Below are 23,987 nucleotides of genomic sequence, written 5' to 3'. Positions count from 1 at the left end.
TTTATGATTGTGAGCAGAATGTTTTTACTAAGTCAATCAACGTATAGGGTTCCTGAACCAGTATGTTTTTTATAGTTATGTTTTTTGTAACCATAAATCGTGCTTTATTATCCCTAAATAGAACTGTGGTATCAGTTTTTTCATTAGGTAGTAGACCAAATGGAGACGCGGCTATAGGGAACGTATACCCTTGTTTTTCTACGAGTATCTTCCAATAATCTTTAGGCGATAAAAGATACGGGACAACCTCTTGCGGATTTTCGGAAATAACCGAAGTAGTCTGTATTTTTGTTCTTTTAGTAAATCTAAGCTGTTCTATGGCACAAAAGAAAGCTAATAGTTCTATAGGACGTGCTAAGGGATGTTTAGTATTAGACCTAATCAACTCTAAGGAAATAACTTCATTGGTAGCTACTGCTTCTGAAAGCACAATGTAATATTGCGAGAATGCACTGTGAAATAATTGGTAGAGGATCTCGTTTTCATTCCTGCAAGGAATTTGCGGAATAGAAGAAGGCGAAAAACATAGATAATGATTTCTATTTTTTATAGTCATGAGAATAGGATGTGCACGACCATTTTTTAGATCACATTTGGCAATAATGTGTTCTGGAAGTTGGTATACGTAGCCTACAGATTCATTTTCAACTTCATTAATCTCAATACCTCTTTCTACAATAGTGAGACGAAATCCTACTTGGGGGTGAGTGAGAATAATGCGGTTTCCTTTAGTGGTAAGTGTCCAAGAGTTTAAAGTGCTTTGAAGAAAAAATTCTGGAGATTTCATGAAAAAGCTTTCCCATTCGGAAGAATTTGTGAGGTATTCTCCAATATAAGGATTGGAAAGCTTCCGAACTTCGGAATCATAAGAAAGTCTTTCCGATAGTTCTTCTAACAAATCATTGTCTAATATAGGTTCACTATTTAATTCTGGTGTTTTTAGGAAAGTTTTCTCAGGAACATGATGTTGGGAAAAGCCCGCTATACATGCTAGCGCTTGTATTACCAGCAAGAGCACCAAGGATAAGATTAAAAGGGGAATGACAATTCCTGCACATGCAAGGCTATAAGAACTTACAGTAAAAAAAACTACAACGCCAAAGGCAACACTAACACACACTGCTGCCAAGAAATTGCAAGACTGCAAAGACACACTTATACATTGATCTAATAAGAGACCCTGTCTAGTTTTGACGACATCACGAGAGACAACTTCCATGGTGCCTCCAAAAAAACAGGCGAAGAAAAATAAACTCCGGAGGATGGGTTCGAACCAACGACCAATGGATTAACAGTCCACTGCTCTACCGCTGAGCTACTCCGGAACAACTAATGATCAATATTTTAATACAAACGTGAAAAAAGTCAATAGGTTTTGTGTGGAATATATGTTTTCATTTGATATGACCTCTCGTGAGGTGTATCAAATTTAGTTTGAATCAGTTGTATGTTTGGAGATCCTCGAAGGAGGATATTCGGACTAGTGAAAGAAAAGATCTCGGACAAACTCAAGTATTTCTTCTCTAGCTTTTGGAGAATGTTCAGAGAACAGTAGTCTATCTTCTTGAAAGTTTGGGCGTGAGGAAATAAAAAATAAATGAGCCTGCTTCGATAAAGGTCTCACAATATCGCTAGGAAGATTCGCATGGTATAATCCTTCTTCCACTGATAAATAAAGAAGAGATGTAATAGCTGTGCCTAAATTAGGTAAGGCGATCTGTTTTGTTAAATTGCTATGAAATTCCATAGATGGAATTGCACAAACTGAGATCTCTTTATCAGAAGATTTAGCGTTATGAACTCGCGCATTAGTAAACAAGCACCTTTTGATAAACACTGGTATGTTATCTAATTTTGATGGATTAGTTGATAGAATCTGAGAAGAAGGTTCTTGATTTTCCTCAGAAAAAAAATTCTTCCATAAAAGAAACCAGTTAGTTTTTGGAGAATTCACTTCATAAGAATAAACTGAGAAATTTGCTCCGTGAATTAGTAGATCTGATATCTCTATTTTTTTGGATAAAAGCATCGATATCAAAGAAAACCGAATGTTTATATGCTCAATTTCTGCTGCATAGGGAAGTTTTGCATGTGGGGCTATATTGTAAATACATAGATGTCGAATCTTCATTCCAGATAATCTAGGAGATATGCTGCCTACGGATACTTCAGTATGTAATTTTGATGATAACCAACGTTCAACTAAGGTTTCTTTGCGTATCCAAAAATAACCAATCACGCAACATCCTAATAGAACAAGATTTTTGAGGATTTTAAACATGTATATTGAACAGTTTAGTTAATCTAGTGGGTAGGATAGAGGAAGAAACTAATATTAGAAAATGAAAAAATCCCTGCTTTCTATGTAGAGAAAAGCAGGGATTCGATGAATAGAAATATAACCACTTAAGATTAATAATCCATTCCGGCTCCTGGCATTGCAGGAGTAGATGCGGTTTTCTCTTCTGGAATATCTGCAATTAGGGCCTCTGTTGTTAAGAGTAGACCTGCAACAGAAGCTGCGCTTTCTAAAGCAGAACGAGTAACCTTTGTTGGGTCAAGAATGCCTGTTTCAATCATATCTGTATATGCATCGCGTAGGGCATCGTAACCTTCGTTGGCAGATCTTGAAAGAACTTGTTGACAGATGATAGCTCCTTCTTTCCCTGCATTGGCTGCAATTTGTTTTAATGGGGCAGAGAGTGCTTTTAGAACAATTCGTGCACCGATTTGTTCATCCTCGTTTGTTAGCATTGGCAAGAATGCCTCCAAAGTGGGGATGCAACGTACTAGTGCTGTCCCTCCACCAGGTAAAATACCCTCTTCTACCGCAGCTAGGGTTGCATGTTGAGCATCGTCAACACGATCTTTTTTCTCTTTCATTTCAATTTCAGTGGCAGCCCCAACACGAATTACGGCAACACCACCAGAAAGTTTTGCTAAACGTTCTTGTAATTTTTCTTTATCGTAATCGGATGTGCTATCCTCGATTTGTTTTTTAATGCTTTCGCAACGAGCTTCGAGATCAGTCTTATCTCCTAAGCCTTCCACGATTGTTGTGTCCTCTTTAGAGACAATAACTTTCTTAGCTTTTCCTAGCATGGATAGAGAAGTATTCTCGAGTTTCATCCCCAATTCTTCGCTAATCAACTGACCGCCAGTTAAAATAGCAATATCCTCTAACATTGCTTTTCTTCTGTCACCGAATCCAGGAGCTTTAACTGCACATACTCTGAATCCTCCACGTAGTCTATTGACCACTAACGTTGCTAAGGCTTCACCTTCGATATCTTCAGCTATGATGAGCAAAGGACGACCAGATTCAGCTACTTGCTGTAGAACTGGAAGGAAGTCTTTGATTCCTGAAATCTTTTTATCATAAATAAGAATCAAACAATCCTCTAAAACACACTCTTGAGTTTCGGGGTTGGTAGAAAAATAACTCGACAAATAACCACGATTGAAGTTCATTCCTTCAACAACATCTAGTACTGTTTCAAAGCCTTTAGCTTCTTCTACAGTGATAGAGCCGTTCTTACCTACTTTTTCCATTGCTTCTGCAATGAGGTTCCCAATTTCTGGATCGTTGTTTGCAGAAATGGTAGCCACTTGGGCAATTTCCTTGTGGTGTTGAACTGGCTTACTAATTTTTTTTAGTTGATCTACAACAACTTTTACAGCCTTATCAATACCTCTTTTTAAATCCATAGGATTTGCGCCAGCTGTTACGTTTCTTAAGCCTTCGCTGTAAATAGCTTCGGCTAATACTGTTGCTGTCGTAGTTCCATCACCAGCTTTATCCGCTGTTTTGCTGGCAACTTCTTTTACCATTTGAGCTCCCATGTTTTCATGTTTATCTTCGAGCTCAATTTCTTTGGCTACTGTTACGCCATCTTTAGTCACTTGGGGAGATCCGAAGCTTTTGTCAATAACAACATGACGACCTTTAGGCCCCAAAGTTACTTTAACAGCTTCAGCAAGAGTTTTCACCCCTCTGTGGATTTTTTTTCTAGCTTCTTCGTTATATTTAATGTTTTTTGCTGCCATCACGACGCTCCTTAGTTCTCGTTAACTGTATGCAATCTAATTGTAAATATTCTACTTGAGGACTGCCATAATTTCGCTTGCCTGAACAATGACGTACTCTTCGCCATCAATAGTGAGCTCTTGACCAGCGTATTTGTCAATCAAAACAGTATCACCTACTTGAACTTCAAAAGGCTCTACTTCGCCATCTTTATTTCGTTTCCCAGTGCCTAGAACAAGAACCTCTGCTCTATCTTGTTTCTTCTTGGCTGTGTCTGGCAAAATAATACCACCACGAGCTGTAGAATCCTCTTCTTCTCTTTTGAGTAAGATTCTGTCACCCAAGGGTTTAATTCTGAGAGTCGTTGCTTGATCGGACATGATAATAAGCTCCTTATGTTTCATGTTCTAAGAGACTTTGTCGTTTCACGAGAAACATAACAAAGAGTTTGTTTTTTTGCAATAATTTTAGCACTTAAGCAGTCTAAGTGCTATTTTTTTTAGGGTTTTTAGAGTAAGGTAGATAGTTCGTGAATTTTTTTCTTGATAAAGGAAAAAGCCTTGCTCATTGGATCAGTTGTGGCCATATTTAATCCAGAATCATTGAGGATGTTCAATGGAAAGTCAGACCCACCACTTTTTAGAAATTTAAGATAAAGATCAAGAGAATCGGGTTCCTTATTGAGAATTTTTTCTGCGAAACATAGAGCGGCCACAATTCCTGTTGCATACTGATAAACATAGAAATTATAGTAAAAATGAGGAATCCGAGCCCATTCTATCCCTGATAGCGAGTCTGGGGTAACTACTTTTCCATAAAACTCGTTTTGTAAACTGCTATAGCATTCTGACAAGAATTCTTCTGTAAGAGGTATGCCTTTTTCTGCAGCTGAATGTATTTGATATTCAAAATCAGCAAACAAGGTTTGTCGGAATAAAGTGGCGAATATAGTGTCCAAACACTGAGTAATAATGGTGATTTTTTCCGTTTTAGATTCGCTTCTTTTTAGTAAGAAATCCATGAGAAGCATTTCATTTAAGGTTGAAGCAATCTCGGCCAAAAAAATGGGGTATTGGGCATTATGGAATAACTGATTCTTGCGACTATAGTAAGAATGCATGCTATGACCACCCTCGTGCGCAATCACAGAAATATCATAAAGAGAACCTGTATAATTCAAAAGAATATAAGGATAACTATCATAACATCCTGAGGAATAGGCACCGGATCTTTTATTACAATTTTCGTATTTATCAACCCATCTCTGCTCAGTTAGTCCGTTTCTTAGTATAGAAACATATTCAGAGCCGAGAGGTTGTAGTGCATTACAAATTATTTGAACAGCATCTTTATAGCTATAACTAGATGTTTTTGATTCAGATAGTGGTGCATAGACATCATAAAAATGAAATTCGTTTAATTGTAATCCTGTCTTTTTTAAATTGAAGTATTCTGTAATGAGTGAAGTGTTTTGTTTGACCGTTGCAATTAAATTTGTATATACGCTGCAAGGAATATTATTATGAAATAACGCTGCCTCTAAGCATGAGGAATAATTTCTAGCATTTGCATTAAAAAGATGTGCTTGTATCTTGCCATTTAAAAGATTAGAAAAGGTATGGCGGTAGTCATAATATCTTTGACATTGTGCAAAATAAGAACTCTTTCTTAATTCGCGATCTGAGGAATGTGCGTAAAGAGAGGCTAAGGCATGAGATAGCGGATGTTTTGTTCCTTTAGAATCAATAGCTTCTCCGAATGGAATCTCTGAGTCACTCAATGAAGAGAAGGTTTTATTTGTTGCTTCTAAAGCAGGGAAAGCTGAGGCTAGAATCTTTTCTTCTCTTGCTGTCCCGGTATGTATAGCCATTCTGAATATTTTTTCTAAATAAAATCGGTAAGGAGCAAGTAAAGGAGATGTCAAGTGCTGTTTGATGATAGATTCTGGAAGTGCGATTAACGCCGGTTGGATCCATGATACTTCTTCTCCGAACTTTGTGAACAGATGGGTAACTGATTTTAGATCAGCAATTCCCTCGGAATTAGTAATGTCTTGATCATGTATTAGATGAGCGTAAGTATATAGCTTGTCTAGCTTCCGCTCTAATAGTAATAGTGTCTTTAGTAGAGAGTGTAAAGATGCTGAATCTTCCAAATTATAATGAGAGGAAGACAAATTAGGCCAAATTGCAATACCATTTGATTTATCTTTGCATTCTTCAAGATCTTGCTGCCACGATTCTCTATTTGGATAGAGGGGAGTTGTATCCCAACAATCAGCAATAGGGACATCTTTCCTTAACGGGATACTGCGATTCTTCAATTCTATGCTCATAAACCATCCAGACGTAATTGTTATTTCAAACTGCTTCTACAAAGAAGTAGAAGACAGTTTAAAAATCTGGAAGATATTCTTAGAACATAAATTTTTCTGCATGGAAAAAATGAGGGAGCTTGTCTTAGAAAGGATTTTTAGTATCTAAGAACATGGTTGGGATTCGTAGGCTGCTTTCTAAGTGTGATGCCAATGCCATCGGCCCTATTTTTTCTGTCTGAGTATGCCCAAAAGCAATAAAATTAACTTTGTTTTCAATTGCCATTGACCATGCTGGTTCATCAAAATTGCCAGTAATAAAGCAATCCACTTTATTTTTTGCAGCTTCTACTATCTCTCTGTACGCTCCTCCCGAGACAAGGGCAGCCGAAGACACGTATTCTTCTCCTCCTAGCGCTACTGCTTTGACTGGGGTATTATAATAATCTGAAAGAAGGCTTATGAAATCACGAACATGCATTCTAGGAAAGCGGCCCTTTACACCCAGTTGAGGAAATGTACTGCCAAAATTTTCACAATTCTCCCACTTTAAGTCACAAGCTACCCTCCAATTATTTCCCAATTTTGTATTAGCATCTAAGGGTAGATGGTACGCGAGAAGCTGTATGTTATGCTTGATCAAACAGTACACTCTGTCGTAAAGAGAATTAGTTAGAGGATAGGGCATATTCTTCCAAAAAATCCCGTGATGTACAATGAGGGTGTCTAATTCATTTTGTACAGCAGCCTCTATCGTTGCTAAATCTGCTGATACTGCAACTCCTATCTTGTTAACGGGAGAACTCTCTTTTCCAATTTGTAGCCCATTGGGAGCATAGTCGATGAACTCCGCGGGGGACAGCAAAGTATCTAAATAAGCAAGCAAATCCGCAATCAACATACTAATCACAAATTATGAAACGATTAAAAATGACAGTTTGTAGAATGTTGACAATAGATTTCCATAAAAATTAATGCCTTATTGGTGATTAGTTTGTTGGTATTTTTAGGTGGTGGTATTTGACCTTCTGGAAAAAATATATTAGGATGGGAGTATCTTTTTTTCAAAATTAAGAAAAAAGTGTCGCATTTTTTAAAATAAACCTGATTTATAGAAAGTTTGTGAAAGAAGATCATTACTTGCATATAAAAAAACGATTAGCGTGTGCAGCAGTCTCGCTTGTCTCTAATGGAATGTGTCTTGGGTTGGGAAGCGGGTCGACGTCTAGAGAGTTCATTCAATTGCTTGGTGAAAGAATGCAGCATGAAGATTTGGATATTTCTGCTGTAGCCTCTTCCTCTCAGTCGCATAGCTTAGCCAAGAAACTAGGAATTCCTTTGCTGGAACAGGGGGCTTTCGTTTCATTAGATCTCACGATTGACGGGGCAGATGAAGTTGATCTACAACTTCGTATGATTAAAGGTGGAGGAGGTGCGTTATTTCGAGAAAAGATACTGCTTCAATCGAGTCTTCGGTCTATTATCCTAGTTGATGAAAGTAAAGTTGTTTCTACCTTGGGCAATTTTGGTGTCCCTGTAGAAATTAGCCCATTTGGTTGTCAGGCTACCATAAGTAGGTTAAAAGATCTTGGTTATGAAGGAGATTGGAGGCGGCAGTATGATAATCATTATTTCGTGACGGACAATGGCAACTATATTTATATGGTGCACTCTCCTAATTTTTATCCTAATCCAGAAGAAGATCTAGCAAAGATGTTACAAATTCGTGGTGTAATTGATGTCGGGTTTGTTATAGCAAACACTGAAGTATGGATTGGACATGCTGATGGTAGTATTACTGAGAAAAAGATTGATTAACATATGAGCTTAGAAAAAGAGTTGTTGCAAGATACCCCTTTAGTTTTACTTAACTTTTATAAGTTGGTGAGTTTTTGTCACTATGCGGGGATTATCCTAGGGACGGAGGAAAAAAAATTTGCTATCTATGGTCATGTCGCTATGGGGCAAGCATTTCATCAGGAAGATTCTTCTGGTATTTCTTTGCAACGCCCTTTAACTCACGATGTTTTGAATTTTGTTTTTTCAGGATTCGATATTCATGCGCTTCGAGTGGTAATCAACGATTATAAGGACAATGTTTTTTATACTCGATTATTTTTAGAACAGCAACAAGGGGAGTTTGTTCATATTGTCGATATCGATGCGCGTCCTAGCGACAGTATTCCCTTAGCATTAGCACAGAAAGTTCCTATTCTTTGTGTGCAATCAGTATTTGAGGCTGTTACAGCTTATCAGGAATGAAAATGAAAACGTGAGTACATATGAGTAGAATCCCTTACGCAATTTTAGAAAAAGGAGCTTTATTAGTAGCTTCTCCTGATATGGATCAAGGAGTCTATACACGTAGTGTGATTCTACTATGTGAACATAGTTTAAACGGTTCTTTTGGTTTGATTTTAAATAAAACACTTGGTCTAGAGATATCTGAAGATATTTTTTCTGTTGAGAAGGTATCGAATGAAAATATGAGATTTTGCATGGGAGGACCTCTGCAAGCTAATCAAATGATGCTTCTACATTCTTGTTCAGAAATCCCTGAACAAACATTGGAGATATGCCCTTCAGTCTATCTTGGAGGCGATTTAACTTTTCTTCAAGAGATAGCATCTAACGAAAGTGGAGCAAATATTAACTTATGCTTTGGCTATAGTGGGTGGCAAGCAGGCCAGTTAGAAAGAGAGTTTTTAGATGGTATTTGGTTTCTAGCTCCAGGGAAGTATGAGTATGTTTTTTCGCCAAACCCTGAAGATCTTTGGTCTTTGGTGCTCAAGGATTTAGGCGGGAAGTACGCATCTTTATCTACAGTTCCTGAAAATCTTCTTCTTAATTAGCTTTTGATTGCTTTTGCCAGAGGATTTTTATGCACCCTATAGATCGGACAACCTGATTGAATTTTTCCGACAGATTACGAAGAATGATTTGTTTTTTATTCTCCATATTAATCTGAGATGCCTTGTTCACTTTTGCTAAGTAGTTTACATGTTTGCATAGTTTGTTAAGATTATCTCTTGTTTTCTTGATAGCTGGTAATAAAGTATCTTTTAGCCCCTCTTCTTCAGAAATATGATTTGCGGTTGATAGAGATTGTTGGCACATAGTGATAGAGTCCAGTGTTTCGAATATCAGATCTTTCAGAGATCTTTTTGAGTATGTACTCGTGGATTCTAGTGCCTCTAACAAGGGAGTTGTAGGCTGTTTCAGAAATTCTTGGCAAGTTTCAGATGTAAAGGAACAAAAGGCAGCTATTTCCTTATTTTCCTCGAAAATTTGTGAGAAATAAATGAGAAATATCGATTGGATGCTATTCAATAGTGTCTTGTAGTCTAAATAGTCGTGACGGTTTGTTAGAATATTTTTATTCATCCTTGATGTAATGTGCTGTAATTTCTCAAGGCGTAATCGTGTTCTATTCGCTTCTTTTAGGAGTATCTGTGTGTTATTTGAACTTGTGTCACTAGTTTCTGGTAACTTGAGGTAGTCATCTTCCATGTTTTTAAGGAGTTTCTGGAATGTATCGCTTTGTTTTAAAAATAAAGAAGATTCTCGAACAAATATAAGCTCTTTCTTTTTGTCTTGAGACAATTTAATGTTAGAATAGTTTTCAAATTCTTCTAATATAGAGTTAAATAATGTATGCAAGCTTATGTTTATTTTTTTAAGTATCATTTGATTAAGATTGGAGCGAGTCTGTAATTTATAACCACAGTATATCCCTAAGGAGGTTATTACACTCCCGATTAAACTAGATAGGCAAATTACCGGGATAAGATTAAAAGAGTATAAATTGGTGAGAATAATTACAGGAATAATCAGTCCTGCTGTTATAGAACATAAAGCTATCAAAGCGATTTTAACTTTTAGATCAATAGTATTACAGTTATGTAATGAGAACGCTATTTTGGTAGCTTGAGAGCAATTAACATGCATTGCAATTCTCTTAAGTGAAATGTTTTTGTGTGTCTGACTTTAAGAAAATACTTACCGAAGATAGTTGGAAAAAATAATAATTACGAGAATTAAGGCGAAAGTATTGCTTAAGTCTCTTATTTATCTAGTGGTTATGGTAATAGATATGATTTACATTTTTTTGCATAATCGACAATTGATGTTTTCTGTAGATTAGAAGTGATTTTAAATGCGTAGCTAGTTAAGAATGGCCAATTCCAAATAAGAGGTAGCCAATTTATGACAGTCGCTAAAAGTAAAAGCTGGTCCTATCAGGAAGCATGTCAGTACTTTCCTGGAGGTGTTAACTCACCTGTTCGAGCCTGTTGTTCTGTAGGTATCGTTCCTCCGGTGATATCGAGAGCTTATAGAGATTTGTTTTTTGATCACAATGATCTTAAATATATTGATTTTTGCGGTTCTTGGGGGTCGTTAATTCATGGGCATTGTCATCCAGAAATTTTAGATGCTATTATTTCTTCTGTATCGCGTGGAACTTCATATGGATTGACTTGTGAATATGAGATTGCTTTTGCTTCTTACCTTTTCTCTGTTTTGAATTTATCTGAACATAAGATTCGTTTTGTGTCTTCTGGTACGGAGGCGACTATGACGGCTGTAAGACTAGCTTGTGCCTTTTCTGAAAGGAAGGTAGTTATTAAGTTTGCAGGTTGTTATCACGGACATTCTGACGTTTTACTTTCTGGTACTCCCATTACTCAAAATAATTGGCATATAGTTCGTGATATTGTTTCGAGTCATTCTGGAAGTTCTCTACCTTTGACTCTAGAATTGCCCTACAATGACGTTATTACATTGCAGAATGTCATGGAAGAAATAGGAGAAAGGGTAGCTTGCGTTATCTTCGAACCTGTATGTGCTAATATGGGGGTAGTTCTTCCTGATGAGGGATTTCTCGATTGTATTTTCGAAGAATGCCGTCGTTTTTCATCTATATCAATTATGGACGAGGTGGTTACGGGATTTCGTTTAGGTATTTCTGATAAGAATAATTCTGAAAATATACCGGATCTAACTGTTTATGGCAAAATCCTTGGCGGAGGAATGCCAGTTGCAGCACTTCTTGGTAAGGATAAAATTATGAAACACCTTAAACCTATAGGCTCAGTATTTCAGGCCGGCACGTTATCTGGAAATCCTATAGCTATGGCAGCAGGAAGAGCTTCGGTAAGGTTGTGTGCTCAAAGTGGTTTTTATAACCGGCTGGATGAATTAGTTGAGTTTTTTTTCCTCCCGATAGAGAAGATCATTGATACAGAGCATTTACCGGTTTCATTGGTCAGGACAGGATCTATGTTTTCTTTCTTTTTTCGAAGCCAAGCTCCTAGAAACTTACAAGAAGTTCTCCAATCTGATTCTGAATTGTTTCGCCGATTTTATTCTGAAGTGTTTGTCAAAGGAGTTTATCTATCTCCTTCTCCTGTAGAATCAAGTTTTATAAGTGCGGCACATTCTCAGGAACATCTACAGTATGCACAAAACGTCCTAATAGAAAGCTTATTAAAGGTTTTGCAATGAAAATTTGATTTATTGGGGGAGTTTTTCTATTTGCAGTTCTGTAGATTTTCGGTATGTTTAAACAAAAGCTGTAGCTAGTATGGGGTGGCTGTTGACTAGGTGGGCCTCAGTTTCGCTTTTTTCGTTTAGTATTATTGTGTCTAGTTTTTCGTGGTGGTCATTTTTCTATGGATAAAATATCCGATGCTGTTGCGGAAGCTTTAGAAAAAGCTTTTGAGTTAGCAAAATCAAAACAAAATCCCTATGTAACAGAGAATCATTTTTTGAAGTGTTTACTAGACAATACGGAATCCCTGTTTTATCTAGTTATCAAGGACATACATGGTAATCCTGGATTATTAGCTTCCGCAGTAGATGATGCTCTTTCTAGAGAGCCTACAGTGGTAGAGGGAGAGTTATTGCCCAAAGTATCCCCTAGTCTACAAAACTTGCTCTTATGTGCTAAAAATGAGGCAAAGGAATTGGGGGATGAATATCTCTCAGGCGATCATGTCCTTCTTGCTTTTTGGAAAGCTACTAAAGAACCATTTACTTCTTGGAGAAAGACGTTAAAAATTACCTTAGATGATCTCAAACAACTTATTATCAAACTACGAAGAGGGAATCGCATGGACTCTGCTAGCGCTGAAACTAATGTTCAAGGTCTTGAGAAATATTGTAAAAATTTAACTTCTTTGGCTAAAGATGGTAAATTGGATCCAGTGATTGGTAGAGATGAAGAGATTCGTCGTACTATTCAAGTATTATCTCGCAGAACTAAAAACAATCCTATGCTTATTGGAGAACCAGGTGTTGGGAAAACAGCTATTGCTGAAGGATTAGCTTTGCGTATTGTCCAGGGAGATATTCCAGAATCGTTAAAGGATAAACAGCTTTACGTTTTAGACATGGGAGCCTTGATTGCCGGAGCTAAGTATCGAGGCGAGTTTGAGGAAAGGTTAAAAAGCGTGCTCAAGGATGTTGAAGCTGCAGAAGGTAATAGTATATTGTTTATTGATGAGGTCCATACTTTAGTAGGTGCAGGTGCTACAGATGGTGCTATGGATGCGGCTAATCTGCTAAAGCCTGCATTGGCACGAGGAAGTCTTCATTGTATCGGTGCAACTACATTAAACGAGTATCAGAAATACATTGAAAAAGATGCTGCACTTGAACGTCGTTTTCAGCCTATTTTTGTTACAGAACCCTCTTTAGAGGATTCTGTGTTTATCCTTAGAGGTTTACGTGAGAAGTATGAGATTTTTCATGGGGTGCGCATTACAGAAGGGGCGTTAAATGCAGCTGTGCTTCTTTCTTATCGCTACATTACTGACAGGTTTTTGCCAGATAAAGCTATAGACTTAATTGACGAGGCAGCAAGTTTAATTCGTATGCAGATTGGCAGTCTTCCTTTACCAATTGACGAAAAAGAAAGAGAATTAGCCGCTCTTATAGTGAAGCAAGAGGCTATTAAAAGAGAGAAAGCGCCTTCTTATCAAGAAGAAGCTGAAAAGATGCAGAAGTCGATAGATCAAGTAAAAGACGAACTTGCAGTATTGCGTTTGCGTTGGGATGATGAAAAACGTTTAATTTCAGGATTAAAGGAGAAGAAGAATACCTTAGAGAATATGAAGTTTTCTGAGGAAGAAGCGGAGCGAGTCGCAGACTATAATCGGGTTGCGGAATTACGTTACAGTCTTATCCCTGCTTTGGAAGAAGAGATTAAGAAGGATGAAATGTCTTTAAATCAAAGAGATAATCGTCTTCTTCAGGAAGAAGTTGATGAAAGGCTAATAGCTCAAGTTGTTGCCAATTGGACAGGTATTCCTGTGCAAAAAATGTTAGAAGGCGAGGCAGAAAAGCTTTTAATTTTAGAGGAGTGTTTAGAGGAGCGTGTTGTTGGCCAACCTTTCGCCATCTCTGCTGTCAGTGATTCTATTCGAGCTGCTCGTGTTGGTCTTAGCGATCCTCAACGTCCTTTGGGGGTATTCTTATTCTTAGGCCCTACTGGGGTAGGGAAAACAGAATTAGCGAAAGCATTGGCTGATCTTCTGTTCAACAAAGAAGAAGCCATGGTTCGCTTCGATATGACTGAATATATGGAAAAACATTCTGTATCTAAACTTATAGGCTCTCCTCCAGGATATGTAGGCTATGAAGAAGGAGGAAGTCTGTCTGAAGCATTACGACGTCGTCCTTATTCTGTAGTTCTTTTTGATGAAATTGAAAAAGCAGACAAAGAAGTATTTAATATTTTGTTGCAAATTTTTGATGAAGGGATTCTTACAGATAGCAAGAAACGTAAGGTAAACTGTAAGAACGCCTTATTTATTATGACTTCGAATATTGGTTCCGAAGAATTATCTTCGTATTGTGCTAAGAAGGGTAGTTCTGTTACTAAAGATACGGTGCTGAATGTTGTGTCTCCGATTTTGAAAAAGTATTTTAGTCCTGAATTTATCAATCGTATTGACGATATCTTGCCTTTCGTTCCATTGAATACAGAGGATATTGTGAAAATTGTGGGTATTCAAATGCGTAGGGTAGCTCAAAGAATGGCAGAAAGACGGGTTACGCTAACTTGGGATGATTCTGTTGTTCTTTATCTTAGCGAAGAGGGATACGACAGTACATTTGGAGCCCGACCCTTAAAGCGATTAATTCAGCAAAAGATAGTAACTTTATTATCTAAGGCTTTGTTGAAGGGAGATATTAAGCCCGATACTGCTATTACACTTACTATTTCGAAAGGAGTATTGATATTCAAAAGAGTCGATGATCATATCAAAACTAACCCCTGAAATAAGTCTCAAGGGTATATTAAGAAAAGTTTTATGTAATATTAATTTCTAGAACTGTCTACAGTTTTGGCCAGCCATCGAAAAGAAATTGCCCGTCGTTATAAAAACAAATATCGTCTGCAAACATTCTGCCTTGGCGTAAGTCTCCTATTAGATCCCAATGCAAAGAGGATGTATTGGTATTTCCTGTTTCAGGATAACCTGCGCCTAAGGCGATATGGAACGTTTTTCCTATTTTTTCATCTAGAAGGATATTTTTTGTTACTTGTTTCAGCGCGTTATTTGTTCCTATGGCAATTTCTCCGACATATCGTGCACCTTTATCAGTATCTAACATCGCTAGTAGCAAATCTTGATTTGTTTTTGCTGAAGCAAACACAACACGTCCTTGCTCAAATTTTAATGAAATATCTTCGATTACGATACCTGAAAACATCGTGGGGAATGGAAAGCGTGCATAACCATTGATACCGCCACAAGAAGACTTTAAATTGGGGCCTGTAAACACTTCCCCGTCAGGAAAGTTTCTTTTGCCGCAACTATTTTTCCACTTCATATTTTCGATATTTATAGCTAGCTCAACTTCAGAGCTTTTAATGACCAATTCTGTTTTTGTTTCTAAGAATTTTATCATTGCTTCATGTTGAGAAGATAATTCTTTCCATTTTTCGATAGGATCAGGAGCATCCAAAAAACATGCTTTGTAAAATAGTTCTTCAAACGCTTCCAATCCCATCTGAGCTTCTTGTGCATAAGCTGAGCATGGCATCATAGAAAGCACCCAATCTAAAGTATTAGAAGCTGAGCGTTCCATCATTGTACTTAGGACTTTTTTTCTCCTTTGGTTTAATAAAGCAAGCCTAGAAGAGGGTAAACCATGAAGCATTTGCGTATTAGTTGTGGAAAGGATGCGTATCATTTTGTTGCATTTTTCTGATAAGAGCTGGTCACTAGGAGAAGAGAACAATAATTGCTCATCTGTTCCATATCTTCCCAAATATTCTGTCCAAGAGTTTGCAGAAATATTAGATTCAACAAAAGCTCCACAATCGATAAGTTGTTTGTATAAACAAGATAGGAGAGGGAGACCTGATACATCTCCTTGCAACCACACAAGATCTTCCGCTTGTACATTTAGAGAGTAGTGAATCAGAATTTTAGAAAGTTTCTGATATAATTCTTGGCTAATCATAATCCCGAGCTCTTCTTTTACGAGTAAATCAAAGTTGCAGTTTTACTTGTGCACAAATATCTTCAGTTTTTCATGAAAACTTGCTTCTCACACGCCTGTAGGGCCAATATTGTGCGATTTTATATAATTAAGGAAGTGGTAGTTTTCTTACTATATAATTGTCTATGTTTTGATTTTGGTGAGGAACAAGCTTGTGAAATTAGTGAATATGGTTCATGACTTTAAAAATACTTAAACAACTGCTGTTATGATTAGATTATTGGGTTCTCATCTTCGTAAGATGTCTATAGTTTGTTTATTCCTGTTAGAGATAACGTTAATCTCGTCTCAAGGGCAGGGAATAGAAAAAAAAGTAAAATGTACGGAAAAGTTCTGGAATTTAGACCCGTATTCTTTAGAAGGACTGAGCGCACATTTTTTAATGTACAGTGACTGTGAAAGTCAAAAACAGTTACTACGCTTTTTCCCTATTCTTAGTAGTAATGAAGTCCCTATACTTTGTCATGCTATTATGTACTCTAAAAATCCTGAGTATAATTTTTCCAGTGAGGAAATAGATGTGATAAAAAAACTTAATTCTTTAGAGGGAGTATCTCTAGCATGTGCTTGTGGAGACTCTGATCTGAATCCAGATAAAGATTTAGCTCGAGCTCTTATTTTCGCAGAGTTTCCTGAGAAAGAAGCAAAAATCAAAGCAGATTATTACACGGTATATTTAGATATTCTTGCCTTAAGAATATACGTTCAGAGGTTGCGTCACATTGATAAATGTCACGCTATTCCTGGATCAGAGGAGTTTCATAGGTTCACTATAGAAGCTATTAATAAGATTCTTTTTTATGAAGAAGGAATACGTTACCCGTCAAAGAAAGAAATGTTTTCTGATGAATTTTCCTTTCTTTCTTCTGTAACTGATAAAAAGTTTGGTGTTTGCTTGGGAGTTTCCTCGCTTTACTATTCTCTGTCACAGCGTCTTTATTTACCTTTAGAAGCGGTAACCCCCCCAGGGCATATTTATCTTAGATATTTAGGAGGTAAAATTAACATAGAGACAACAGCTGGAGGGAGACACCTGTCTACCGATCATTACTGTGATTGTTTAAGTATAGAAGATTTACGTATTCGTTCTCCCAAAGAATTTATTGGACTAACTTTTGTAAACCAGGGGTCGTTTGCTTTACAAAGAAACCAATATGCTAATGCTGAATTAGCTTATACAGAAGCTATAAAATATATCGATGATGAAGAAGTTAAAGAGCTTTTAGGAATTGCTAAGATTCTAAATGGGAAAACAAGTGAAGGAAAGATTCTTCTCCAAAATTCTTCTCAGGTTAATATGAAAGGATCAGTGTCGTATGACTATCTTAATGGGAATATTGATAAATCAACTTTAGCGCTTTTGTTTAGTTATCCTGGTGATTCATTTACAGATTCTATGGCTTATTATGAGAAACTTAAAAAAGCCATAAAGCAGTCTCCTAAATGCAGTGAATGTCGACGACGTCTTGCGTCAATAGCTCTTCATTTAGGTAAGGTTGCCGAAGGTATCATTTTGTTAGAACAATGTGCTAAAGAGTCTCCGGATGATATGGTATTGCATTTAAAATTATGTAAAATGCACCTAGAACGGCATGATTACGCGAAAGCCGATGAGTATTTCAAAAAAGCCCAAGAATTAATGAATGAGTTAAATATAAATTGGAGAGAAGGAAAATCATATACTTTATTTTTAGAGATTTTTAAAAAAATATCTACCATATCTCCTTAATTATTGTAATTAGTTGAAATAATCTCTTTTCTAATTTAAAATTCTTCGAATTAATATTTATTTGTTTTTGTTTTTTATGAAAAAAGAGATTGGTCTTAATCAAGAAAGGCTCTGTGATTTATACAAAAGGAGAATGGCTCTTTACGAGGCAAAGGGGATGCGCAAAAGCCTTGTCCCTTCCCCAGTAGTAGAACTTAGTATGGCTATTGTGGGGGTGTTATCGATTTCGGCTTCTGTAGTTTTTTTGACCGGTATAGTTCCTTTTTCTTTTTCTCCTGTTTTGGGCGCGTTAGTCTTGTCTATAGGTGTTGGTCTTTTAATCGCATCTGTTGCTTCTGCTGTTTTAGTAAGTAGAGAGATCAAGAGAGAAAGATACTGGCGTAGCCAAGTCATGAAATGGGATGACTTATTTATGGATTGTCATTCTCATTGTAGTTCAATGTTGTCAATCAATCAGAATGCACGAGTTATTCCAAAGAAGACATTAGGAGAAAAACGTGTTGTTTCTAGTGCAACCAGTAGACGTTCTTCTCCTAAACTCTACTCTTCTTCGCTGAATCAAGAAGAGTATCTTTCTTGTCTTAGCGATTCATCCGATGATAATTAACTGTTAATTTCTCAAAATTAGAAATTCTTTATCGCTGTCTATCGAATCTATTTATTGGCGCATATTTCATATGTGTCCGTATTCTTTACCCTTTGTCATTGTGGTTTATAGGTTATTAACATAAACTTTGTATAATAATTTTTTGCTGTATTGAGTTTGTCGCGACTCGTATGGCCAGGAAGTAAACACACGACGTATTGAGTCGTTTATTATATTCGTCCTCTGTACATTTTGAGGCTTAGCTATTTGGTGGTATTATGCTTTCAGAACTACATAAAGAATATTGTGTTTCGGTTGTATCTGCTCTTGGATTTGAGAGCCTTTTGGAGTATGAGGTTAAGCCAGAATCTATGAAGTCAATTTCTAATATATCACGTATTATTGGTGCTATAATATCGGCATTCCTAGGACTTTCCTTTTTTATTTGTGGAATAGCTAGTTGTGCTATTGGAACTGTCTCCGCAATCATAATCGCAGGTTTAGGGTCATTAGTGTTTGGTTTAGGATTAATGGGATTGTCTGTACTTTGGTCTAAGCTGGCATTTGAAAGTATTCGTGGTTATCATCAACTGATGACATTTTAGTTAATTGTTACAGACAGGCAGGGATACTTCTTTCAATCATATTTTGCAAGTGTCCCTAGTCAATGTCGTAAAGTTGTTCTCCTTACAAGTTGTATTTATTTTCCTTTATCTTGATGTACTTAGGAAATCCTGCGCTCAGATTTATGTAGGGGTGTTTTTTATAAAAAGATTTTTTTTGTTCCTATGTACTTTAAATATAGTTTGCTATAAATTTCTCTCAAAAATTTTAAAGATTTAGAGGTTATCATGTTACAATTGAGCTCTATAAGGGAAGTACTTTCTGGGGTGGGTTCCTGCAACATGTCTACAGAGGCTGTGCCAGCTTTCCGTGCGGATAAGAAGTGTATAGATACTTGTAGATCTGTTCTCGCTGTTGTTGGAGCTGTACTTGCTGTTGCAGCAATTCTTGTTGGTGCCTTATGCATTAGTATGTGCTGCCAATTAGGTATGCTAGCCGGTGCTTTCTCTATAGTATTGGGAGCTGCTGTTATGTCTTGGTCGCTTATGATGTCTATTCGTTTGTTAGGGATTGGTAAAGCTCAATCTCTAGTTTCGGAGTCGCACTCCTCTGCTGCTCCTGTAAACCAAGGTACATCTGAAGGCGAGGGAACAAGAGTTGCCACTGTCTCATCAAGTGCTGCGGAATCAGGTGCTTCACCTGTTAAAGCTACAGGAGAGGGAGCTGTTGACGTTTCGTCAAGTACTACATCTGGATCACATGATGAAGTTGACGGTTGTTAGGTATCTGCTTCAAATGCTTAATGTTCTAGTTGAAACTATTGATTAAATGGGGTAGTTCAACGTCGAAGCCTTAATTATTTGACACTACGTAGTAATTCTAGTGCTATGTTTGTTGTTTGATTGGCCTTCTTCATGATGTTTAGGGAAGGCTAAAGTTTTTTTCTAGGGGGAGGCTTCGGTTTGTTTTTTTGATTCTTAGATATACCAAAGACCATTATTTGGGGTCTTTTATTAGTTTTTTCTACATTTTTGGCACTCCATTTCTTGTTTAGAGTTTTCTTTTTCAAACGCTTGAAAAAATAAGAGACAGAATTACTAAGCTTTGCCTATAGTGGCCTTAGGTTAGTTTCTTATGCCGAGATTAGAGTCAGTTTGGAAAATAGCTGTTATATTTCTCTATATAAATTGAGATCTTGGTCTATTACTTTAAGTTTGCTCTGTAATTCGTGGCGTGGTTATGTTCTTTCTTCTATTTTGTTGAGAATGAATGTGACCGTATGTTCGATTTTGAACGAAGTAATATGGATATTTCATAATCTCAGGTAAGCGGGGAGTTCTCTTATGGTTAGTATCGAAGAGTTAAAAGATGAATTTTTTGGTGACTATAGAATTGTCACTTACTTGGGTAAAACTCTATGGAGTCAGGATCTTCTTGCAGAACACCGATTTATTAAAAAACGCTATATTTTAAAAGTCGTGCGTGATGAATTAGCATCTTTAGATGGTTTCATGAGCGTATTTCATGAAACTATCGTAAAACTAGCGAAAGTACAGCATTTTGGCTTGTTAAATTTCGAAAACGTTTCACAATTTGAGGGAAGGTATTTTCTAGTCACTCAAGAAAAAGAATTGCCTATACTGAGTTTGAGTCAATACTTAGGAAGCAAAAATTTAGGAGAACTAGAAATTGTTAATATATTAGGACAATTAGCCAATGTTCTCGACTTTGCACATTCCCACGATCTTGTGCACGGAGGGTTAGACCTTGAATCAATATATATTGATGTTTCAGGTGATATGCCTAGGATTTCTCTTCCTGAGTTAGGGTTTGCTCATTTTCTCCGTAATTACCTCACTAAGATAAATTTGAATGATGGCGATAAAGATAACTTATTATCGAAAATTCAATATCTGAATATGTTTGAACCTCCAGAGGGAGGAGAGGCAACAGCAAGTCGAGATATTTATGCTTTTGGTGTAGTGGCATATATTCTTCTTATGGGGATATTTCCAAAAGGAATTTTCCCTATGCCTTCTCAAACTCTCCCTGATTATCATTACGATTGGGATCACCTACTGCTATCTTGTTTGTCTTATTCTCCTGAGTCAAGAGCGAATACCTTATCTTCTTTAATCGTAAAGAAAACTTTAGGAGAACAGTTCAATAATGTTAAAGCTAAGTGTAGTAGGGAAGAATTAAGAGTGATAGTTGAAGAAACTCTACCACAGGAAGACCAGCCTATTCCTCAAGCAATTATCAGACAGGGAGAAGAGTTTGCTTCCCCCGATTCTAGTCGTTTAGAATTTGTCCTTGTTGAAGCTAAATCAATTGATGAAGCTATGAATACTTCTATAGACGGACCAAAAGAGATTGTAGAAAAGGAAGATGGTTATTCTGAAGCTTTACAGTCTTTGTTGGTTCGTGAACCCGTGGTTAGTCGTTATATTGAGGAGGAAAAACAAGAAGCAAATCGACAACCTTTGTCTACGGAAATGGTCTTTATTGAAGGAGGTAGCTTTATTCGTGGAGGTCAAGAAGGACAACGGGATGAACAACCTGATCATGAAATATTGCTTCCAAGTTTTTTCCTCGATATTCATCCTGTTACTAATGAGCAATTCGTTAGATATTTAGAAAGTATCGGTAGCGAACAAGATAAACATTATAACGAATTAATTCGTTTGCGTGATTCTAGAATACAAAGACGTTCAGGGAAGCTAGTTATTGAACCTGGCTACGCTAAACATCCTGTTGTTGGCGTAACTTGGTATGGAGCTACAAGTTATGCTGCTTGGATAGGGAAGCGACTTCCTACGGAAGCTGAATGGGAAGTTGCAGCATCTGGAGGCAAGGCTCGTTTACGTTATCCTTGTGGTGAGGAGATTGATAAGAGTTTGGCAAATTTCTTTAGTTCAGATACGACACCAGTTATGAGCTATCCTGCTAATTCTTTAGGTCTTTATGATATGGCAGGTAATGTTTATGAGTGGTGCCAGGATTGGTATGGATACGATTTTTATGAGATTTCTGCTCAAGAGCCGGATGTTCCTCAAGGGCCTCCTCAGGGAGTGTACCGAGTTTTACGAGGAGGATGTTGGAAAAGCTTGAAAGAAGATCTTCGCTGTGCTCATCGTCATAGAAATAACCCTGGGGCGGTTAACAGTACATATGGTTTCCGGTGTGCTAAAGGGGTAGATTAGTAATTCTATGAAAGAGACATATTGCGAAGATCTGTATCTGAATTTATGTAGGGAAATAGGGGATTATGATTACTCCTATTATGTTTTGCACGCTCCAAAAATTTCAGATTATGACTATGATATGAAGATGAAAGAACTTCTTCTTATGGAAAGTCTTCACCCTGAATGGCAAGTTTTGTGGTCTCCTACTAAGCGTTTAGGGGATCAGATTTCTGGAGAATTTGCAGTTGTTGAGCATGCTCAGCCTATGCTTTCCATCGCTAATGCTTATTCCTTAGATGAGCTAAACGATTTTTTATTTCGTGTTGAGAAAACGTTAGGTTATTCTCCGCAATACACAGTTGAGCTAAAGATTGACGGTATTGCAGTTTCTCTTCGTTATGAATCAGGAATATTGGTGCAAGCGCTTACCAGAGGTAACGGGCGTAAAGGGGAAGATATTACGACTAATGTAAGAACTATTAGATCGCTCCCTTTACGTTTGTCTGAAAATGCACCAGATTTTTTAGAAGTTCGGGGTGAGATTTTTTTTAGTAAAATAGCGTTTCAGGATATCAATAATTATTGCGAAAAAATAGGAAGATCTCAGTTCGCGAATCCTAGAAATGCTGCTGGAGGCACTTTGAAGCTATTATCTTCAAAAGAAGTAGCTAAGCGTAAGCTCGATATTTCTATTTACGGTGTTTTTACGAACACTGGTGTGATTTCACATTATGCTAATTTAAAATTATGTGAATCTTGGGGACTACCAGTTTTCGGTAGGCCACATTTATGCCAAAATTGCCATGAAGTTGTTCGTGTGCTCGATACTATTGAAAATAGTCGTTACCAACTTCCTATGGAGATTGATGGTGCTGTCGTGAAAGTAGACGACATCGAAGCCCAGAAAGTATTGGGAATGACTAGCAAGCACTATCGCTGGGCTCTAGCTTATAAGTATGCTCCAGAAAGAGCTGAAACAATTATAGAGGATATTATTATTAATGTTGGGAGAACTGGAGTGCTTACCCCTGTTGCAAAACTCCGTCCTGTATTTTTATCTGGAACGACTGTGTCTCGTGCTTCTTTGTATAACGAGGAAGAAATACAAAGAAAGGATATTCGTATTGGAGATACAGTATATATAGAAAAAGGGGGAGAAATTATCCCCAAAGTAGTAGGAGTTTGTAAAGATAAACGTCCCGAGAATACTTCTCCTTGGCACATGCCTTCTGTTTGTCCTGTTTGTCAGTCGTTATTAGAAAGAGAATCTGATAGGGTTTCTGTGCGCTGTACTAATCCTAAATGTCTTGCCGGTGCAATAGAAAGGGTCTGTTTTTTTGCTGGGAAGAATGCCTTAGATATTGATCATTTTGGGGATAAGTTGGTGACCAAGTTATTTGATATGGGACTAGTTAGCAGATGTTCTGATATTTTTATGCTAAAAATGGAGGATCTCTTACAAGTATCTGGGTACAAGGAAAAGTCGGCTGAAAAATTGCTAAAAAGTATCGAAAAATCGAAAAGTGTACCTCTTGATCGTTTTATTGTAGCTCTGGGTATTCCTTTTGTAGGAGCTGGTGTAGCTGCTGCCTTGGCTGCACATTTTCATAATCTTGATAAGGTCGTTTCCTCTTCTATCGAGGAGCTGTTAACAATTGAAGGTATCGGTGAGAAAGTAGCCTCATCAATAGAGGAGTATTTTTCTGATGCTAGAAACTTGGAAGAAATTCATAGATTACAAGAGTTAGGCGTTAAAGTACTAACGCATACCACAGAGATTTCAAAGTGTTCAGGTAAGGTATTTGTTATCACAGGTTCTTTAGAAAATATTTCGAGAGCTGATATTGAAGCAGAGATTCGTAAACATGGAGGAAGGGTAGCATCTTCCGTTTCTAAAAATACGGATTTTCTAGTCGTTGGTAAAGATCCTGGGTCAAAATTAAATAAAGCTCAAGACCTAGGAATAAAAATTATAGATCAAAACAAATTGTTAGAATTTCTTTACAGAGAATAAGATAATAAAATCTTAACAATATAAATTCTCAATTCTCTCGTCGTGTAGTTTA

At 37.1% G+C, this 23,987-nt stretch carries 19 protein-coding genes and 1 tRNA gene; 11 read left to right on the top strand and 9 right to left on the bottom strand.

Annotation, left to right across the window (positions count from 1 at the left end; translation table 11 throughout):
- Nucleotide 1: 1 nt before the first annotated feature.
- From H359_RS03225 to H359_RS03195, 7 genes are all read right to left on the bottom strand, one after another.
- On the bottom strand, nucleotides 2–1,219 hold the full coding sequence (locus H359_RS03225; RefSeq protein WP_021119585.1) for a hypothetical protein: 1,218 nt from the start codon (nucleotides 1,217–1,219) through the stop codon (nucleotides 2–4).
- 34 nt (nucleotides 1,220–1,253) lie between these two features.
- A tRNA-Asn gene (locus H359_RS03220) sits at nucleotides 1,254–1,325 on the bottom strand.
- 155 nt (nucleotides 1,326–1,480) lie between these two features.
- A complete protein-coding gene (locus H359_RS03215; protein ID WP_035392056.1) occupies nucleotides 1,481–2,281 on the bottom strand; it encodes an AsmA family protein in 801 nt (266 codons plus the stop codon).
- Between the two features lie 131 nt (nucleotides 2,282–2,412).
- Nucleotides 2,413–4,047 carry a chaperonin GroEL gene (groL, locus tag H359_RS03210; RefSeq protein WP_020370242.1) on the bottom strand — a complete coding sequence of 545 codons (1,635 nt, stop codon included), beginning with the start codon at nucleotides 4,045–4,047 and terminating at the stop codon, nucleotides 2,413–2,415.
- A 51-nt stretch (nucleotides 4,048–4,098) separates the two neighbouring features.
- On the bottom strand, nucleotides 4,099–4,407 hold the full coding sequence (locus H359_RS03205) for a co-chaperone GroES (protein ID WP_020370241.1): 309 nt from the start codon (nucleotides 4,405–4,407) through the stop codon (nucleotides 4,099–4,101).
- A gap of 128 nt (nucleotides 4,408–4,535) precedes the next feature.
- Nucleotides 4,536–6,362: an oligoendopeptidase F gene (pepF, locus tag H359_RS03200; RefSeq protein WP_020370240.1), complete on the bottom strand. Its 1,827-nt coding sequence runs from the start codon at nucleotides 6,360–6,362 to the stop codon at nucleotides 4,536–4,538.
- Between the two features lie 124 nt (nucleotides 6,363–6,486).
- A complete protein-coding gene (locus H359_RS03195; protein ID WP_020370239.1) occupies nucleotides 6,487–7,242 on the bottom strand; it encodes a Nif3-like dinuclear metal center hexameric protein in 756 nt (251 codons plus the stop codon).
- Between the two features lie 221 nt (nucleotides 7,243–7,463).
- Here H359_RS03195 and rpiA point away from each other — a divergent pair, with 221 nt between their 5' ends.
- The 3 genes from rpiA to H359_RS03180 are packed head-to-tail and all read left to right on the top strand — an operon-like array spanning nucleotide 7,464 to nucleotide 9,193.
- Nucleotides 7,464–8,159, top strand: coding sequence for a ribose 5-phosphate isomerase A (gene rpiA / locus H359_RS03190; RefSeq protein WP_020370238.1), 696 nt, complete (start codon nucleotides 7,464–7,466; stop codon nucleotides 8,157–8,159).
- Nucleotides 8,160–8,162: 3 nt separating this feature from the next.
- A complete protein-coding gene (locus H359_RS03185; RefSeq protein ID WP_020370237.1) occupies nucleotides 8,163–8,603 on the top strand; it encodes a bifunctional nuclease family protein in 441 nt (146 codons plus the stop codon).
- A 20-nt stretch (nucleotides 8,604–8,623) separates the two neighbouring features.
- Entirely contained in the window at nucleotides 8,624–9,193 is a 570-nt protein-coding gene (locus H359_RS03180; protein WP_020370236.1) for a YqgE/AlgH family protein, read from the top strand.
- Here H359_RS03180 and H359_RS03175 read toward each other — a convergent pair.
- Nucleotides 9,186–10,289, bottom strand: coding sequence for a hypothetical protein (locus tag H359_RS03175; protein WP_020370235.1), 1,104 nt, complete (start codon nucleotides 10,287–10,289; stop codon nucleotides 9,186–9,188). The genes H359_RS03180 and H359_RS03175 overlap by 8 nt on opposite strands.
- A gap of 258 nt (nucleotides 10,290–10,547) precedes the next feature.
- Between H359_RS03175 and H359_RS03170 the strand changes: the two genes are divergently transcribed.
- Complete coding sequence (locus tag H359_RS03170; protein ID WP_020370234.1) at nucleotides 10,548–11,846, top strand: glutamate-1-semialdehyde 2,1-aminomutase; 1,299 nt, start codon at nucleotides 10,548–10,550, stop codon at nucleotides 11,844–11,846.
- Between the two features lie 167 nt (nucleotides 11,847–12,013).
- Nucleotides 12,014–14,626 (top strand): ATP-dependent Clp protease ATP-binding subunit, encoded by a 2,613-nt coding sequence (locus H359_RS03165; RefSeq protein ID WP_020370233.1) that lies wholly within the window; start codon nucleotides 12,014–12,016, stop codon nucleotides 14,624–14,626.
- A 58-nt stretch (nucleotides 14,627–14,684) separates the two neighbouring features.
- Here the strand turns inward: H359_RS03165 and H359_RS03160 are convergent, their stop codons facing one another.
- Nucleotides 14,685–15,818: an aminopeptidase gene (locus tag H359_RS03160; protein ID WP_020370232.1), complete on the bottom strand. Its 1,134-nt coding sequence runs from the start codon at nucleotides 15,816–15,818 to the stop codon at nucleotides 14,685–14,687.
- 280 nt (nucleotides 15,819–16,098) lie between these two features.
- On the opposite strand from H359_RS03160, the gene H359_RS03155 reads away from it, so the two are divergent.
- From H359_RS03155 to ligA, 6 genes are all read left to right on the top strand, one after another.
- Nucleotides 16,099–17,586: a transglutaminase family protein gene (locus H359_RS03155; RefSeq protein ID WP_021119563.1), complete on the top strand. Its 1,488-nt coding sequence runs from the start codon at nucleotides 16,099–16,101 to the stop codon at nucleotides 17,584–17,586.
- Nucleotides 17,587–17,662: 76 nt separating this feature from the next.
- A complete protein-coding gene (locus H359_RS03150) occupies nucleotides 17,663–18,193 on the top strand; it encodes a hypothetical protein (protein WP_040434070.1) in 531 nt (176 codons plus the stop codon).
- A gap of 257 nt (nucleotides 18,194–18,450) precedes the next feature.
- Entirely contained in the window at nucleotides 18,451–18,777 is a 327-nt protein-coding gene (locus tag H359_RS03145; protein ID WP_020370229.1) for a hypothetical protein, read from the top strand.
- Between the two features lie 246 nt (nucleotides 18,778–19,023).
- On the top strand, nucleotides 19,024–19,518 hold the full coding sequence (locus tag H359_RS03140) for a hypothetical protein (protein ID WP_020370228.1): 495 nt from the start codon (nucleotides 19,024–19,026) through the stop codon (nucleotides 19,516–19,518).
- Between the two features lie 561 nt (nucleotides 19,519–20,079).
- A complete protein-coding gene (locus H359_RS03135) occupies nucleotides 20,080–21,939 on the top strand; it encodes an SUMF1/EgtB/PvdO family nonheme iron enzyme (protein WP_020370227.1) in 1,860 nt (619 codons plus the stop codon).
- A gap of 7 nt (nucleotides 21,940–21,946) precedes the next feature.
- A complete protein-coding gene (ligA, locus tag H359_RS03130; RefSeq protein ID WP_020370226.1) occupies nucleotides 21,947–23,935 on the top strand; it encodes an NAD-dependent DNA ligase LigA in 1,989 nt (662 codons plus the stop codon).
- The last annotated feature ends 52 nt before the right edge of the window (nucleotides 23,936–23,987 follow it).

Source organism: Chlamydia ibidis 10-1398/6, assembly GCF_000454725.1.
Lineage (GTDB): Bacteria > Chlamydiota > Chlamydiia > Chlamydiales > Chlamydiaceae > Chlamydia > Chlamydia ibidis.
This window is presented reverse-complemented; position numbering and strand designations above follow the sequence as displayed.

What these genes read in the sequence shown, in the direction of transcription:
- H359_RS03225 (WP_021119585.1), bottom strand. Translation starts at nt 1,219, where the DNA reads ATGGAAGTTGTCTCTCGTGATGTCGTCAAAACTAGACAGGGTCTCTTA.
- H359_RS03215 (WP_035392056.1), bottom strand. Translation starts at nt 2,281, where the DNA reads ATGTTTAAAATCCTCAAAAATCTTGTTCTATTAGGATGTTGCGTGATT.
- groL (WP_020370242.1), bottom strand. Translation starts at nt 4,047, where the DNA reads ATGGCAGCAAAAAACATTAAATATAACGAAGAAGCTAGAAAAAAAATC.
- H359_RS03205 (WP_020370241.1), bottom strand. Translation starts at nt 4,407, where the DNA reads ATGTCCGATCAAGCAACGACTCTCAGAATTAAACCCTTGGGTGACAGA.
- pepF (WP_020370240.1), bottom strand. Translation starts at nt 6,362, where the DNA reads ATGAGCATAGAATTGAAGAATCGCAGTATCCCGTTAAGGAAAGATGTC.
- H359_RS03195 (WP_020370239.1), bottom strand. Translation starts at nt 7,242, where the DNA reads ATGTTGATTGCGGATTTGCTTGCTTATTTAGATACTTTGCTGTCCCCC.
- H359_RS03185 (WP_020370237.1), top strand. Translation starts at nt 8,163, where the DNA reads ATGAGCTTAGAAAAAGAGTTGTTGCAAGATACCCCTTTAGTTTTACTT.
- H359_RS03180 (WP_020370236.1), top strand. Translation starts at nt 8,624, where the DNA reads ATGAGTAGAATCCCTTACGCAATTTTAGAAAAAGGAGCTTTATTAGTA.
- H359_RS03175 (WP_020370235.1), bottom strand. Translation starts at nt 10,289, where the DNA reads ATGCATGTTAATTGCTCTCAAGCTACCAAAATAGCGTTCTCATTACAT.
- H359_RS03170 (WP_020370234.1), top strand. Translation starts at nt 10,548, where the DNA reads ATGACAGTCGCTAAAAGTAAAAGCTGGTCCTATCAGGAAGCATGTCAG.
- H359_RS03165 (WP_020370233.1), top strand. Translation starts at nt 12,014, where the DNA reads ATGGATAAAATATCCGATGCTGTTGCGGAAGCTTTAGAAAAAGCTTTT.
- H359_RS03160 (WP_020370232.1), bottom strand. Translation starts at nt 15,818, where the DNA reads ATGATTAGCCAAGAATTATATCAGAAACTTTCTAAAATTCTGATTCAC.
- H359_RS03155 (WP_021119563.1), top strand. Translation starts at nt 16,099, where the DNA reads ATGTCTATAGTTTGTTTATTCCTGTTAGAGATAACGTTAATCTCGTCT.
- H359_RS03150 (WP_040434070.1), top strand. Translation starts at nt 17,663, where the DNA reads ATGAAAAAAGAGATTGGTCTTAATCAAGAAAGGCTCTGTGATTTATAC.
- H359_RS03145 (WP_020370229.1), top strand. Translation starts at nt 18,451, where the DNA reads ATGCTTTCAGAACTACATAAAGAATATTGTGTTTCGGTTGTATCTGCT.
- H359_RS03140 (WP_020370228.1), top strand. Translation starts at nt 19,024, where the DNA reads ATGTTACAATTGAGCTCTATAAGGGAAGTACTTTCTGGGGTGGGTTCC.
- H359_RS03135 (WP_020370227.1), top strand. Translation starts at nt 20,080, where the DNA reads ATGGTTAGTATCGAAGAGTTAAAAGATGAATTTTTTGGTGACTATAGA.
- ligA (WP_020370226.1), top strand. Translation starts at nt 21,947, where the DNA reads ATGAAAGAGACATATTGCGAAGATCTGTATCTGAATTTATGTAGGGAA.